A 14,315-nucleotide genomic window follows, 5' to 3' on the forward strand; every position below is an offset into this window, starting at 1 on the left:
CGAGGCCTACATTCACTTCACCAGACAGCACCAAACCCCTTCTTTTCGAGAGGCACTCCATGGGCAACATGAACGAAGCAATCCAGATCACCGACGCCAAGAAGCGCTACTCGGCCGGTGTGCTCAAGTACGCGCAGATGGGCTACTGGGACGGCGACTACGTGCCCAAGGACACCGACATCCTCGCGCTCTTCCGCATCACGCCCCAGGAGGGCGTGGACGCCATCGAGGCCGCCGCTGCGGTGGCGGGCGAATCGTCCACCGCCACCTGGACCGTGGTGTGGACCGACCGCCTCACGGCCTGCGACATGTACCGCGCCAAGGCCTACAAGGTCGAGCCGGTGCCCAACAACCCGGGCCAGTACTTCTGCTACGTGGCCTACGACCTCTCGCTGTTCGAGGAAGGCTCGATCACCAACGTGACGGCTTCCATCATCGGCAACGTCTTCAGCTTCAAGCCGCTGAAGGCCGCGCGGCTGGAAGACATGAAGTTCCCGGTGGCCTACGTCAAGACCTTTCCCGGCCCGCCGACCGGCATCGTGGTGGAGCGCGAGCGGCTCGACAAGTTCGGCCGGCCCCTGCTCGGCGCGACCACCAAGCCGAAGCTCGGACTCTCGGGCCGCAACTACGGCCGCGTGGTGTACGAGGGCCTGCGCGGCGGGCTCGACTTCATGAAGGACGACGAGAACATCAACTCGCAGCCCTTCATGCACTGGCGCGACCGCTTCCTGTTCGTGATGGACGCGGTCAACAAGGCCAGCGCCGCCACCGGCGAGGTCAAGGGCAGCTACCTGAACGTCACGGCCGGCACCATGGAAGAGATGTACCGCCGCGCACAGTTCGCCAAGGAGCTCGGCTCGGTGATCGTGATGATCGACCTGGTCGTCGGCTACACGGCCATCCAGTCGATGAGCCACTGGTGCCGCCAGAACGACATGATCCTGCACCTGCACCGCGCGGGCCACGGCACCTACACGCGCCAGAAGAACCACGGCGTGAGCTTCCGCGTGATCGCCAAGTGGATGCGCCTGGCGGGCGTGGACCACATCCACGCGGGCACGGCCGTCGGCAAGCTCGAAGGCGACCCGATGACGGTGCAGGGCTACTACAACGTCTGCCGCGACACGCGCACCAAGGTCGACCTGCCGCGCGGCATCTACTTCGACCAGGACTGGGGCGCGCTGCGCAAGGTGATGCCGGTGGCCTCGGGGGGCATCCATGCCGGCCAGATGCACCAGCTGCTCGACCTGTTCGGCGACGACGTGGTGCTGCAGTTCGGCGGCGGCACCATCGGCCATCCGCAGGGCATCCAGGCCGGGGCCACGGCCAACCGCGTGGCGCTCGAAGCCATGGTGCTGGCACGCAACGAGGGCCGCGACATCGCCAACGAGGGCCCGCAGATCCTGCGCGACGCGGCCAAGTGGTGCACGCCGCTGGCGGCCGCGCTCGACACATGGGGCGAGATCTCCTTCAACTACGCCTCCACCGATACCTCCGACTACGTGCCGACGCCATCGGTGGCCTGAACCCGCTTTCCAGTTCCAGGAGCAACAGACATGCGAATCACACAAGGCACCTTTTCCTTCCTGCCCGACCTGAGCGACGAGCAGATCAGCCGCCAGGTCGACTACTGCCTCGACAAGGGCTGGGCCATCGGCCTCGAATACACCGACGACCCCCATCCGCGCAACACCTTCTGGGAGATGTTCGGCAACCCGATGTTCGACATCAAGGATGCGGCCGGCGTCATGCTCGAACTCGCGGCCTGCCGCAAGACCTTCCCGCAGCAGTACATCCGCGTGACGGCTTTCGATTCGACGCACGGCACCGAGTCGGTCGTGATGTCCTTCATCGTCAACCGGCCGTCGAACGAACCGGGCTTCCGCCTGATCCGCACCGAGGAGCCGGGCCGCACGATCCGCTACAGCATCGAGAGCTATGCGGCGCAGGCGCGGCCCGAAGGCAGCCGCTACTGATCGAACCCTTTCGCACGCGCATTGCAAGAGGCACGCATGGACGCCACCGAATCCCCCGCCGCAACGGCCACGGCGCCGAGGCAGCTCTTCGAGTCTTCGGGCGTGAAGGCGCTGCTCGACCAGCTCGACGCCGAGCTGATCGGGCTGGCGCCGGTCAAGGGCCGCATCCGCGACATCGCGGCGCTGCTCTTGATCGACAAGCTGCGCCAGGCGCAGGGGCTGCAGTCGCAGCCGCCTTCACTGCACATGTCGTTCACGGGCAACCCGGGCACCGGAAAGACCACGGTGGCGATGCGCATGGCCGAGGTGCTCAAGCAGCTGGGCTATGTGCGCAAGGGCCACCTGGTGGCGGTGACGCGCGACGACCTGGTGGGCCAGTTCATCGGCCACACGGCGCCCAAGACCAAGGAAGTGATCAAGAAGGCGATGGGCGGCGTGCTGTTCATCGACGAGGCCTACTACCTCTACCGGCCCGAGAATGAACGCGACTACGGGCAGGAGGCCATCGAGATCCTGCTGCAGGTGATGGAGAACCAGCGCGACGACCTGGTGGTGATCCTCGCAGGCTACAAGGACCGCATGGAGACCTTCTTCGGCAGCAACCCGGGCATGGCCTCGCGCATTGCGCACCACATCGACTTTCCGGACTACAGCGAGGCCGAGCTGATGCAGATCGCGCAGCTCATGCTGGGGCGGCTGAACTACAGCTTCGACGACGGCGCGGCCTCCACCTTCTCGCGCTACGTGAGCCTGCGCCGGGGCCAGCCGCACTTTGCCAATGCGCGATCGATCCGCAACGCGCTCGACCGCATCCGGCTGCGCCACGCCACGCGCCTGTTCGGCAGCGACGAGGCCCTGACGCGCGAGCAGCTCTGCACGCTGCAGGCGCAGGACATCCTGGCCAGCCGTGTCTTCAATGCGCCGGCGGACGGCCCGCAGGCCGAAGGAGAAAAGAGATGAGCATCGAAGCCCTGGTCTTCGACGTCGACGGCACCCTGGCCGACACCGAGGAAGTGCACCGCATGGCCTTCAACCTGGCTTTCGAGCAGCTCGGGCTCGGCTGGCACTGGAGCCAGGCCGAATACCGCGCGCTGCTGGCGGTCACGGGCGGCAAGGAGCGCATGAAGGCCTACATCGATTCGCTGCCGCTGGGTGCATCCGAGAAGAAGCGGCTGCATGAACGCGTGCCGGCCATCCATGTGGCCAAGACGCAGCACTACACCGACATCGCGCGGCGCGGCGGCATCGAGCTGCGCACCGGCGTGCTGCGGTTTCTGGAGGAGGCTCAGCGCGCCGGCCTGCGCCTGGCGATTGCCAGCACCACCACCGCCGTCAACATCGACGCGCTGCTGCAGGCCACGCTCGGCCCGCGCGGCCTCACGATGTTCGACGTGATCGCCTGCGGCGACCAGGTGCGCGCGAAGAAGCCGGCGTCCGACATCTACCTGCTGGCGCTCGACACGCTGGGCGTGCCGCCCGAACGCGCCATCGCCATCGAGGACTCGCCCAACGGGCTGCGCTCGGCGCTGGGCGCCGGTCTCTGGACGCTGGTCACGCCGACCTTCTGGACCGAGGGCAGCGACTTCAGCGGCGCCGGCCTGGTGCTGCCGAGCCTGGGTGATCCTGCCCAGCCGCTGGCCGGCGAGCCCGGCGGGCGCCTTGCATCCGCGGCATGGCTCGGCATCGACGAACTGTTGCGGATGGCCACCGTGGCCCCGCCATTGAATGCCGTGCAGGCGCTCTACCGCGAGGACTCCTAGATGCAGAACCAGGAAAGAAACACCATGCGGATCGCGCCCAGCCTGCTGTCGGCGAACTTCGCACGGCTCGGCGAGGAGGTCACGGCGGTCATCGAAGCCGGTGCCGACCTGATCCATTTCGATGTCATGGACAACCACTATGTTCCAAATCTGACAATCGGTCCGCTGGTCTGCGAGGCCATCAAGCCCTATGCGACGGTGCCGATCGACGTGCACCTGATGGTCAAGCCGGTCGATGCGCTGATCCCGATGTTCGCGCAGGCCGGCGCCTCGATCATTTCGTTTCATCCCGAGGCCAGCGAGCACATCGACCGCACGATCCGGTTGATCAGGGACAGCGGCTGCAGGGCCGGCCTGGTGCTCAACCCCGCCACGCCGCTTGCGGTGCTCGACCATGTGCTGGACCAGCTCGACCTGGTGCTGCTGATGTCGGTCAATCCCGGCTTCGGCGGCCAGAGCTTCATCGAGAGCGTGCTGCCGAAGATCGAGGCGGTGCGCCGCCGCATCGATGCCAGCGGGCGCGATATCTGGCTGGAGGTCGATGGCGGCGTGAAGCCCGGCAACGCCGCGCGCATCGGCGCCGCGGGTGCCGACACCCTGGTGGCGGGCTCGGCCGTGTTCAACGGTGGCCGCTACCGCGAGGCCATCGGCGCCATCCGCGCGCAGGCGCTGCAGGGCCGGCATTCAATGGAAGGGCGTCCCGCATGACGAAAGAAGAGTTGCACGGCATCGATGCGATCGCCTTCGACCTCGACGGCACGCTGGTCGACAGCGCGCCCGACATCCGGCATGCGCTGAACTGCGCGCTCGAGGAGGGCGGACTGGCGTGCTTCGAGCTGGACACCGTGCGCGCATGGATCGGCGACGGCCCCGACGCGCTGATCCTGCAGGCGCTGCGCGAGCACGGGCTCGGCGGCAGCGAGGCGCTGCGCGGCCGGCTGCGCAAGTCCTTCGATGCCGCCACGCTGGCGGCGCCATTGAAGTTCGGCAGCGTGTTCGAGGGCATTGCCGCACTCGTCTCCGGCCTGCGCCGCACGCTGCCGATGGTGGTGGTCACGAACAAGCCGACGCCGCTGGCACGCGCCGTGCTGGATGCAGCAGGTCTGCTGCCGGCGATGGCGGGGGTTCACGGCGCCGACACCGCGGCGCAGCGCAAGCCCGCGCCGCTCCTGCTGCAGGCCGCGGCGCGCCAGCTGGGCGTGGAACCCGCGAGGCTGCTGATGGTGGGCGACGGCCCGGCCGACCTGCTCGCGGCACAGGCAGCGGGCTGTCCGGCCGCGCTGGTGGCCTGGGGCTATGGCGGCCATGCGGCGGCGAATGCGGGCGAAGCGGCGCGCGCATGGCGCGTCTCGACGCCGCAGCAACTGCTGCTGAGGGCATGCGAGTCGCGCGCTGCGGGCCGCCGAGACGAAGAAATGACGACCCGGATTTTTTGATTCAACCAGGAGACGATCATGCCCATTGCAGGCAAGGCCACGCTGACCCAGTACATCATCGAGGAGCGCCGCCGCCACCCCGGTGCCACGGGCGCGCTCAACGCGCTCATCACCGACGTCTCCCTTGCCTGCAAGGCGATCTCGCGCAAGGTGGCGCTCGGCGCCCTCGGCGACGTGCTCGGCAGCGCGAGCACGCAGAACGTGCAGGGCGAGGAACAGAAGACGCTCGACGTGCTGAGCAACGACATGTTCCTGCGCGCCAACGAGTGGGGCGGCCACGTGGCGGGCATGGTCTCGGAAGAGATGGAAGAGCCCTACCTGCCGCCGCAGCAGTACCCGCGCGGCAAGTACCTGCTGCTGTTCGACCCGCTCGACGGCTCGTCGAACATCGACGTCAACGTGGCGGTGGGCAGCATCTTCTCGATCCTGCGCGCGCCCACGCCCGAGGCCGACGCCAGGCCCGAAGACTTCCTGCAGCCCGGCACCGAACAGGTCGGTGCCGGCTACGCGATCTACGGCCCTTCGACCATGCTGGTGCTGACGCTGGGCAACGGCACGCATGCCTTCACGCTCGATCCGCAGCTGGGCGAATGGGTGCTGAGCCATCCGAACCTGAGCATTCCGCGGCAGACCAGCGAGTTCGCGATCAACGCCTCGAACAGCCGCTTCTGGGAGCCGGCCGTGAAGCGCTACGTCGACGAATGCCTGGCCGGCAGGGAAGGCCCGCGCGGCATCGATTTCAACATGCGGTGGATCGCCTCGCTGGTGGCCGAAACGCACCGCATCCTGATGCGCGGCGGCGTCTTCATGTATCCGCGCGACAGCAAGGAATCGGGCCGCGACGGCCGCCTGCGGCTGCTCTACGAAGCCAATCCGATCTCGTTCTTGATCGAGCAGGCCGGCGGCATGGCCAGCACGGGGCGGCGCCGCCTGATGGCGGTCGAGCCGGAGTCGATCCACCAGCGCATCGGCTTCGTCTTCGGCTCGTCCGACGAGGTGGCGCGCGTGGAGGCCTACCACAGCGAGGAGCCGCAGGACACCTACCAGGCGCCGCTGTTCGGCAAGCGCGGCCTCTTTGCAACCGCCGCCTGAACGAGACCCCGCCGCCCGCACGAATTCTTCATCTCCCCGAGGCCACCATGTCAGCCAAACATCCCATCGTTGCCATCACCGGCTCGTCCGGCGCGGGCACCACGTCCGTCACGCGGACTTTCGAGAACATCTTCCGCCGCGAGAGCGTCAAGGCGGCCATCGTGGAGGGCGACAGCTTCCACCGCTACGACCGCAATTCCATGAAGGTGGCCATGGCCGAGGCCGAGGCCGCCGGCAACCGCAACTTCAGCCACTTCGGCGAGGACGCCAATCTGTTCGCCGAACTCGAGGCGCTGTTCCGCGACTACGGCGAGGCGGGCGTCGGCCAGAGCCGCAAGTACCTGCACGATGCGCAGGAGGCCGCGCCCTACAAGCAGGAGCCCGGCACTTTCACGCCGTGGGAAACGCTGCCCGACAGCGAGCTGCTGTTCTATGAGGGCCTGCATGGCGGCGTGACCACCGGGAAGGTCGACATCGCGCGCCACGTCGATCTGCTGATCGGCGTGGTGCCGGTGATCAACCTCGAGTGGATCCAGAAGCTGCACCGCGACAAGAACACGCGCGGCTATTCGACCGAGGCCGTGACCGACGTGATCCTGCGCCGGATGAACGAGTACGTGCACTACATCTGCCCGCAGTTCACGCGCACGCACATCAACTTTCAGCGCGTGCCGGTGGTGGACACCTCCGACCCGTTCATTGCGCGCACCATCCCGAGCCCGGACGAGAGCCTGGTCGTGATCCGCTTCGCCAACCCCACGGGCTTCGACTTTCCCTATCTGCTGAGCATGCTGCACGACTCCTTCATGTCGCGGGCCAACACGCTGGTGGTGCCGGGCGGAAAGATGGAGCTCGCGATGCAGCTGATCTTCACGCCGATGATCCTGCGCCTCATGGAGCGCCGCAAGAAGGCCTATGCGATCTAGCGCGCGCCCGCCGCGGCCGAACACCTCACGCACAACGAACCCACCGGAACCTCGCATGACGACTGACAACCTCGCCTTGCGCACGCAGTGCGCCAACGCCATCCGCGCGCTGGCCATGGACGCGGTGCAAGCCGCCAACTCGGGCCACCCGGGCATGCCGATGGGCATGGCCGACATCGCCGAAGCCCTGTGGCGGCATCGCCTGCGGCACGATCCCGCCGATCCGCGCTGGATGAATCGCGACCGCTTCGTCGTTTCCAACGGGCACGGCTCGATGCTGCTGTATGCGCTGCTGCACCTGAGCGGCTATGCGCTGCCGATGGAGGAGCTGCGGCGCTTCCGCCAGCTGCATTCGCGCACGCCGGGCCACCCCGAGGCCGGCGTCACGCCCGGCGTGGAAACCACCACCGGGCCGCTGGGGCAGGGCATCAGCAATGCGGTGGGCATGGCGCTGGCCGAGAAGCTGCTGGCCGAGGAATTCAACCGCCCCGGCCACGAGGTGATCGACCACCGCACCTACGTGTTCCTGGGGGACGGCTGCCTGATGGAAGGCATCAGCCACGAGGCCTGTTCGCTCGCGGGCACCTGGCGCCTGCGCAAGCTGGTGGCGTTCTACGACGACAACGGCATCTCGATCGACGGCGAGGTCGGCGGCTGGTTCAGCGACGACACGCCGGGCCGCTTCGAAGCCTACGGCTGGACCGTGCTGCGCGACGTCGACGGCCATGACGCCGAGGCGCTCGACGCAGCCATTGAAAGCGCCACGGCCGCGGACCGCCCGGTGCTCGTGTGCTGCAAGACGCGCATCGGCCAGGGTTCGCCGAACCGCGCCGGCACCGCGAAGGCGCATGGCGAGGCATTGGGCGAGGCCGAGATCGCGTTGACGCGGCAGGCGCTCGGCTGGAGCGCCGCGCCCTTCGAAGTGCCGGCGGCCATTGCAGAGGCGTGGTCGGCGCGCGAATCGGGCGCCGCGCTGCACAAAGCCTGGCAGGAGCGCTTTGCCGCCTACGCACAGGAGCATCCGGCGCTGGCGCGCAAGTTGCTGCGACGCCATCGCACCGACGCGCCGCTCACTGCAAAAGCCGAGGCAGCCCTGGCTGCGGCCGCGTCGGGCGCCGAGCAGCGCAAGGCATCGGTCGCCACGCGAAAGGCCTCGCAGCAGGTGCTCGACGAAGTCGGCCCGGCGATGCCCGAACTGATCGGCGGTTCGGCCGACCTCACGGGTTCGAACCTCACCGACTGGAAGGGCCACCGCGCGCTCAAGGGCACGGGCACCGGCAACCACGTGCACTACGGCGTGCGCGAGTTCGGCATGGCGGCCATCATGAACGGGCTCGCGCTGCACGGCGGCTTCCGTCCCTTCGGCGGCACCTTCCTGACTTTTTCCGACTACGCGCGCAACGGCGTGCGCATGTCGGCGCTGATGAAGCTGCCGGTCATCTATGTCTTCACGCACGACTCGATCGGGCTCGGCGAGGACGGCCCGACGCACCAGCCGGTGGAGCATGCCTCGAGCCTGCGGCTGATTCCCGATGTCGACGTGTGGCGCCCGGCCGATGCCACCGAGACGGCCGTGGCCTGGCGCCAGGCCCTGCGCCGCGTCGACGGGCCGAGCTGCCTGCTGCTGACGCGCCAGGCGCTGCCGCATGCCGGCGACGCCGGCGAGCGCATCGAATCCATTGCGCGCGGCGCCTATGTGCTGCGCCGTCCGGAGGCGGAGTGCGTCTGCCTGCTGGCAAGCGGCTCCGAGGTGAGCGTGGCGCTGGCCGCCGCGGCCCTGCTGGCGCAGGACGGCATCGAGGCGCGCGTGGTGTCCGTGCCGTGCATGGACGTGTTCGAACGGCAGGACAAGGATTGGCGCCACGCGGTCATTCCGCGCCACCTGCCGCGCGTGGCGGTGGAGGCCGGCAGCACCGGCCTGTGGTGGAAGTTCGTCGGCGAATACGGCGACGTGGTCGGGCTCGACCGCTTCGGCGAATCGGCGCCGGCTGGCGAGCTCTTCAAGCTGTTCGGACTGACCGCCGAAGTGGTGGCCGAGCGCGCCCGCCGCCTGCTTGCGAACGCCGCGCCGGCCGGCCTGAAAGAGGCCGCATGAGCTTCGAAACGCGCGACCTGCCCACGCCCATTTCCAACTTCACAGGAGAGCTCCCATGGCCATGATTTCGCTGCGCCAATTGCTGGACCACGCCGCCGAGCACCAGTACGGCGTGCCGGCGTTCAACGTCAACAACCTGGAGCAGATCCAGGCCATCATGCAGGCCGCGCGCAAGACCGACAGCCCGGTCATCCTGCAGGCTTCGGCCGGCGCTCGCAAATACGCGGGCGAACCCTTCCTGCGCAAGATGGTCGAGGCGGCGGCCGAGATGTACCCCGGGATCCCGATCGTGATGCACCAGGACCACGGCGCCAGCCCGTCGATGTGCATGCAGGCCATCCGTTCGGGCTTCACCAGCGTGATGATGGACGGCTCGCTGATGGAAGACGCGAAGACGCCCGCGAGCTATGACTACAACGTGGGCGTGACCAGCCGCGTGGTGGAGATGGCGCATGCGGTCGGCGTCTCGGTCGAGGGCGAGCTGGGCTGCCTCGGGTCGCTCGAGTCGGGCATGGCCGGCGAGGAAGACGGCAGCGGGGCCGAGGGCGTGCTGTCGCACGACCAACTGCTGACCGATCCGCAGCAGGCGGTCGATTTCGTGTCGCGCACCGGCGTGGATGCGCTGGCCATTGCCATCGGCACTTCGCATGGCGCCTACAAGTTCAGCCGCAGGCCGACCGGCGACATCCTTGCGATCGACCGCATCAAGGAGATCCATGCGCGCATTCCGAAGACGCACCTCGTGATGCACGGCTCTTCGTCGGTGCCGCAGGAATGGCTGGCCGTGATCCGCGAGTTCGGCGGCGACATCAAGGAGACCTACGGCGTGCCGGTGGAGGAGATCCAGGAAGGCATCCGCCATGGCGTGCGCAAGGTCAACATCGACACCGACATCCGGCTGGCGATGACCGGCGCGATGCGCCGCGCCATGGGCCAGGACCGCAGCGAATTCGATCCGCGCAAGTTCCTGAAGGAGGCGACCGCGGCCGCGCGCGATGTCTGCATCGACCGCTTCCAGGCCTTCGGCACCGCGGGCATGGCGTCGCGGATCAAGCCGGCGCCGCTGCAGTAGCGCTGCTATTCGAGCAGCGCCCGGTGGACGCGGATCGCCTCGGCCGACACGGGGTTCAGTTCCCCCGGTCCGCCGGTGTCCAGGTGCGCCAGCAGCTCGCGCCGCATGCGCGGTTCCCAGAAGCGTTTCAGGTGCAGCGCCAGGTCATGCAGGGCTTCGCTGCGGTCGGGCATGGCTTCGAAGAAGCTGCCCATCTGGTTCACCATGCGGATCAGCTGGTCGACGTGCATTGCAGGAAACCTCAGGCGTTGGAGGGCAGGCCGTTCAGCCGCCACGGGTGGGTGTAGATGACCAGGTCGTCGCCGCGCACGAAGCCTGCCAGCGTCAGGCCCGCGTCCTGCGCAACCGCCGTGGCCAGCGAGGTCGAGGCCGATACCGCGGCCAGCAGCGGCACGCCGGCGGCAACGGTCTTCTGCACCATCTCGAAACTCGCCCGGCTGGTCACCGCGATGAAGCCGGTGGAGGCGGGCACGCTGCTTCTTGCGAGCGCGCCGACGAGCTTGTCGAGCGCGTTGTGGCGGCCGACGTCCTCGCGCACCAGCAGGGCTTCGCCCTCGACGCTGCACCAGGCAGCCGCATGCACGGCACCCGTCACCTTCTGCAGCACCTGCAGCGAGGCCAGCTCCCGCATGCCGCGCGCGACGGCGCGGGTCGAGAGCGCCGGGCCCTCGGGCAGGGGCGGCAGCGCGCGCGTGACATGCGCCAGGCTCTCGGTGCCGCACAGGCCGCAGCCCGTGCGCCCGGCCATCGAGCGGCGGCGCGCCTTCAGCCGCGCGAAGGCCGCGCTCGCCACCTCGAGCTTGAGCGTGATGCCTTCGGGGGCGTACGCTTCCTCCACGCCGTAGAGCTCGCCGCGTCCGAGCAGGATGCCCTCGCTGAGCGCGAAGCCCAGCGCGAAGTCGGCCAGGTCGGTGGGCGTCGCAAGCATCACAGCGTGCGCAATGCCGTTGAACTCCAGCGCGACCGGCACCTCCACGGCCACCCAGTCGCGGTTGTCGAAGGCCCGGCGGGCGCGCACGCCGCGCACGGGCAGAAGTTCCGCGCTTCCGGGACGCAGTGGGACGTCGGACAGGTTCACTTGGCGGCCGCCGTTTCTTCGATGCGCCTGCTCAGCAGCTCTTCCTGCAGAGCGTTGAACCGGCTGTACTCCTGCTGCCATTCGGAAGGCTGCATCACCGGCATCACCTGCACCGCGGTCACCTTGAACTCGGGGCAGTTGGTGGCCCAGTCGGAGTTGTCGGTGGTGATCACGTTGGCGCCCGATTCGGGGAAGTGGAAGGTGGTGTAGACCACGCCCGGCTGCACGCGCTCGGTGATGGTGGCCCGCAGCACGGTTTCGCCGGCGCGGCTGCGGATGCCGACCCAGTCGCCCTCGGCGATGCCGCGGTCCTCGGCGTCGGCCGGGTGGATCTCGAGGCGGTCCTCGCTGTGCCACTGGTTGTTGTCGGTGCGGCGGGTCTGCGCGCCCACGTTGTACTGCGACAGGATGCGCCCGGTGGTCAGGATCAGCGGGTACATGCGCGTGACCTTCTCGTCCGTTGGCACGTACTGCGTGATGATGAACTTGCCCTTGCCGCGCACGAACTCGCCGACGTGCATGGTCGGTGTGCCTTCGGGCGCAGCCTCGTTGCAGGGCCACTGCACGCTGCCGAGCTTCGCGAGCTTGGCGTAGCTCACGCCCGCGAAGGTGGGCGTGAGTGCGGCGATTTCGTTCATGATCTCTTCGGCGCTCGCATAGTTCATGGGATAGCCCAGCGCGTTGGAGAGCAGCTGCGTCACCTCCCAGTCGGCATAGCCGGCCTTGGGTGGCATGACCTTGGTGACGCGCGAGATGCGGCGCTCGGCGTTGGTGAAGGTACCGTCCTTCTCCAGGAACGACGCGCCCGGCAGGAACACGTGGGCGTACTTGGCGGTTTCGTTCAGGAACAGGTCCTGCACCACGATGCATTCCATCGCCATCAGGGCCTCGGCCACGTGCTGCGTGTTCGGGTCCGACTGGACCACGTCCTCGCCCTCGCAGTACAGGCCCTTGAAGCTGCCGGTGATGGCGGCATCGAACATGTTGGGAATGCGCAGCCCCGGCTCGGCGCGCAGCGCCACGCCCCAGGCGTCTTCGAAGCTGCCGCGCGCGGTGCTGTCCGACACATGGCGGTAGCCCGGCAGCTCGTGCGGGAACGAGCCCATGTCGCAGGAGCCCTGCACGTTGTTCTGGCCGCGCAGCGGATTCACGCCCACGCCTTCGCGGCCCACGTTGCCGGTGGCCATGGCGAGGTTGGCGATGCCCATCACCATGGTCGAGCCCTGGCTGTGCTCCGTCACGCCCAGGCCGTAGTAGATGGCGGCATTGCGCTTGCCGCCGTGGCCCTTGGCAAACAGCCGCGCGGCGGCGCGCAGCTCGGCCGCCGGCACGCCGGTCACTGCTTCCATGGCCTCGGGCGAGTTGGCCGGGCGCGCAACGAACTCCCGCCACTCGTTGAACGACTTGGGCTCGCAGCGCTCGGCCACGAAGGCTTCGTCGACCAGGCCTTCGGTCACGATCACATGCGCCATGGCGCTGATCACCGCCACGTTGGTGCCGGGCTTGAGCTTGAGATGATGGTCGGCCTTGACGTGGGGCGACTTCACCAGGTCGATGGTGCGCGGGTCGATCACGATCAGCCGTGCACCGGCGCGCAGGCGGCGCTTCATGCGCGACGCGAACACCGGGTGGCCGTCGGACGGGTTGGCGCCGATCACCATGATCACGTCCGACTTCTCGACCGACTTGAAAGTCTGCGTGCCGGCCGATTCGCCCATCGTCTGCTTCAGGCCATAGCCGGTGGGCGAGTGGCACACGCGCGCGCAGGTGTCGACGTTGTTGTTGCCGAAGGCCGCGCGCACCAGCTTCTGGACCAGGTAGCCCTCTTCGTTGGTGCAGCGCGAGGACACCAGCCCGCCGATGGAATCGGTGCCGTACTTCGCCTGGATGCGGCGGAACTCGCTGGCGGCGTGGTTGACGGCTTCGTCCCAGCTCACCTCGCGCCACGGATCGGTGATCCTGCTGCGGATCATGGGCTTGAGCACGCGGTCCTTGTGGGTGGCGTAGCCCCAGGCAAAGCGGCCCTTCACGCACGAGTGGCCTTCGTTGGCCTTGCCGTCCTTCCAGGGCACCATGCGCACCACTTCGTTGCCCTTCATCTCGGCCTTGAAGCCGCAGCCCACGCCGCAATAGGCGCAGGTGGTGATGGCGCTGTGCTCGGCCTGGCCCAGCCAGATCACCGATTTTTCCTGCAGCGTGGCCGTGGGGCAGGCCTGCACGCAGGCGCCGCAGCTCACGCATTCGGATTCCATGAAGGGCTGGTCCTGGCCCGCCGATACGCGCGACTCGAAGCCGCGGCCGCTGATGGTGAGCGCGAAGGTGCCCTGCGTTTCTTCGCAGGCGCGCACGCAGCGGTTGCAGACAATGCACTTGGCCGGGTCGTAGGTGAAGTAGGGGTTGGACTCGTCCTTGGCGCTCTTCAGATGGTTGGCGCCGTCATACCCGTAGCGCACGTTGCGCAGCCCGGTGACGCCCGCCATGTCCTGCAGTTCGCAGTCGCCGTTGGCGGCGCAGGTGAGGCAGTCGAGCGGATGGTCGGAGATGTAGAGCTCCATCACGCCCTTGCGCAGCTCCTGCAGCCTCGGGCTCTGCGTGCGCACCTTCATGCCGGCCTCGGCCGGCGTGGTGCACGACGCCGGATAGCCCTTGCGTCCGTCGATCTCCACCAGGCAGAGCCGGCAGGAGCCGAAGGGCTCCAGGCTGTCGGTCGCGCACAGCTTGGGCACCTGCACGCCCGCATCGACCGCGGCGCGCATCAGCGAGGTGCCCTTGGCCACCGTCACCGGCATGCCGTCGATCTCGAGCGTGACTTCCTCGGTGGATTCGCGCCTGGGCGTGCCGTGGTCGATGTCTTGCGATGGGTTCAGCATGGGATGTCTC

Annotated in this window: 13 protein-coding genes; 10 read left to right on the plus strand and 3 right to left on the minus strand. The window is 68.1% G+C overall.

What is annotated here, in order from left to right:
• Positions 1-59: 59 nt before the first annotated feature.
• The 10 genes from FB547_RS19630 to fba are packed head-to-tail and all read left to right on the plus strand — an operon-like array spanning position 60 to position 10,357.
• Positions 60-1,526 (plus strand): form I ribulose bisphosphate carboxylase large subunit, encoded by a 1,467-nt coding sequence (locus tag FB547_RS19630; RefSeq protein ID WP_145745102.1) that lies wholly within the window; start codon positions 60-62, stop codon positions 1,524-1,526.
• A 30-nt stretch (positions 1,527-1,556) separates the two neighbouring features.
• Positions 1,557-1,976, plus strand: a complete 420-nt coding sequence (locus tag FB547_RS19635) for a ribulose bisphosphate carboxylase small subunit (protein ID WP_145745104.1) — start codon at positions 1,557-1,559, stop codon at positions 1,974-1,976.
• 36 nt (positions 1,977-2,012) lie between these two features.
• Positions 2,013-2,936, plus strand: coding sequence for a CbbX protein (cbbX, locus tag FB547_RS19640; protein WP_145745106.1), 924 nt, complete (start codon positions 2,013-2,015; stop codon positions 2,934-2,936).
• A complete protein-coding gene (locus FB547_RS19645; RefSeq protein WP_145745108.1) occupies positions 2,933-3,736 on the plus strand; it encodes an HAD-IA family hydrolase in 804 nt (267 codons plus the stop codon). Before cbbX ends, FB547_RS19645 begins: the two co-directional genes overlap by 4 nt.
• The gene (gene rpe / locus FB547_RS19650; protein ID WP_145745109.1) at positions 3,737-4,444 is read left to right on the plus strand and encodes a ribulose-phosphate 3-epimerase; all 708 of its coding nucleotides are present in this window, start codon (positions 3,737-3,739) and stop codon (positions 4,442-4,444) included.
• Positions 4,441-5,172, plus strand: a complete 732-nt coding sequence (locus tag FB547_RS19655; protein WP_145745111.1) for an HAD-IA family hydrolase — start codon at positions 4,441-4,443, stop codon at positions 5,170-5,172. The genes rpe and FB547_RS19655 overlap by 4 nt, the downstream gene beginning before the upstream one ends.
• An 18-nt stretch (positions 5,173-5,190) precedes the next feature.
• Positions 5,191-6,264 carry a class 1 fructose-bisphosphatase gene (locus FB547_RS19660; protein ID WP_145745112.1) on the plus strand — a complete coding sequence of 358 codons (1,074 nt, stop codon included), beginning with the start codon at positions 5,191-5,193 and terminating at the stop codon, positions 6,262-6,264.
• Between the two features lie 47 nt (positions 6,265-6,311).
• Complete coding sequence (locus tag FB547_RS19665; protein ID WP_145745114.1) at positions 6,312-7,190, plus strand: phosphoribulokinase; 879 nt, start codon at positions 6,312-6,314, stop codon at positions 7,188-7,190.
• Positions 7,191-7,245: 55 nt separating this feature from the next.
• Positions 7,246-9,285, plus strand: coding sequence for a transketolase (gene tkt / locus FB547_RS19670; protein ID WP_145745116.1), 2,040 nt, complete (start codon positions 7,246-7,248; stop codon positions 9,283-9,285).
• Positions 9,286-9,340: 55 nt separating this feature from the next.
• Positions 9,341-10,357 carry a class II fructose-bisphosphate aldolase gene (fba, locus tag FB547_RS19675; RefSeq protein ID WP_145745118.1) on the plus strand — a complete coding sequence of 339 codons (1,017 nt, stop codon included), beginning with the start codon at positions 9,341-9,343 and terminating at the stop codon, positions 10,355-10,357.
• 5 nt (positions 10,358-10,362) lie between these two features.
• Here fba and FB547_RS19680 read toward each other — a convergent pair whose 3' ends face one another.
• The 3 genes from FB547_RS19680 to fdhF are packed head-to-tail and all read right to left on the minus strand — an operon-like array spanning position 10,363 to position 14,305.
• Positions 10,363-10,587: a formate dehydrogenase subunit delta gene (locus FB547_RS19680; RefSeq protein ID WP_145745121.1), complete on the minus strand. Its 225-nt coding sequence runs from the start codon at positions 10,585-10,587 to the stop codon at positions 10,363-10,365.
• 11 nt (positions 10,588-10,598) lie between these two features.
• Positions 10,599-11,435, minus strand: a complete 837-nt coding sequence (fdhD, locus tag FB547_RS19685) for a formate dehydrogenase accessory sulfurtransferase FdhD (RefSeq protein WP_145745123.1) — start codon at positions 11,433-11,435, stop codon at positions 10,599-10,601.
• Positions 11,432-14,305, minus strand: coding sequence for a formate dehydrogenase subunit alpha (fdhF, locus tag FB547_RS19690; protein WP_145745126.1), 2,874 nt, complete (start codon positions 14,303-14,305; stop codon positions 11,432-11,434). Before fdhF ends, fdhD begins: the two co-directional genes overlap by 4 nt.
• Positions 14,306-14,315: the final 10 nt, after the last annotated feature.

This window comes from Variovorax beijingensis (genome assembly GCF_007828835.1).
Taxonomy (GTDB): domain Bacteria; phylum Pseudomonadota; class Gammaproteobacteria; order Burkholderiales; family Burkholderiaceae_C; genus Variovorax; species Variovorax beijingensis_A.